The organism is Mesorhizobium sp. M7A.F.Ca.US.005.03.2.1 (assembly GCF_003997795.1).
GTDB lineage: Bacteria > Pseudomonadota > Alphaproteobacteria > Rhizobiales > Rhizobiaceae > Mesorhizobium > Mesorhizobium ciceri.
Genome location: NZ_RZRP01001428.1, coordinates 1 through 811 on the forward strand (window position 1 = coordinate 1; position 811 = coordinate 811).

Genomic DNA, 811 nt, shown 5'->3' on the forward strand with positions numbered 1-811 from the left:
ACCCAGCGGTGGCAACAATTACGGTTTTTAGATCATTTCCTTTCCTGATGAGTTCTTCATGCCCGATCACAAACCTTTGGTGCGGCAGAAAGCCATCGTAACCGGAGCCAACTCAGGGATCGGCGAGAGCGTCGCAATCGCTCTCGGTCGGGCAGGCGCCGATGTCGTGGTGAACTACGTCGAGAACGAGGACGCCGCCAATGCAGTGGTAGACCAGATCCATCGGGCCGGCAGCAATGCGCTCGCCCACAAGGCCGATGTCTCCATGGAAGATGAGGTTGGCGACATGTTCTCGCGCGCCGTGCACGAGTTCGGCACTATCGACATTCTTGTCGCCAATGCCGGCCTGCAACGCGACTCGGCTTTCGCCGACATGCCGCTTGCGAACTGGGCCAAGGTTCTCGGCGTCAACCTGACCGGCCAGTTCCTCTGCGCCCAGGCGGCAACACGCGAATTCCTGCGGCGCGGCGTGGTGCCGTCCGTCTCGCGCGCGGCCGGCAAGATCATCTGCATGAGTTCCGTGCATCAGGAAATCCCGTGGGCGGGCCACGCGAACTACGCCACCTCGAAAGGCGGCATCAAGCTGCTCATGGAAAGCATGGCGCAGGAGCTTGCGCCCAAGCGCATTCGCGTCAACGCCATCGCGCCGGGCGCGATACGAACGCCCATCAACACCTCCGCCTGGGACACGCCCGAAGCGCTCAAGAGCTTGCTGACGTTGATTCCATATGGGCGGATCGGTCTGCCGGAAGACATCGCGCGGGCGGCCGTCTGGCTGGCGTCGGACGAGTCCGATTACGTTGTCGGCACT

1 protein-coding gene is annotated in these 811 nt (G+C 62.3%); it reads left to right on the forward strand.

The window, feature by feature from the left end; translation table 11 throughout:
- Positions 1 to 58 precede the first annotated feature (58 nt).
- Positions 59 to 811, forward strand: a 753-nt coding sequence (locus EN991_RS38270) for an SDR family oxidoreductase (protein ID WP_127370632.1), incomplete at its 3' end; no start/stop codon positions are given.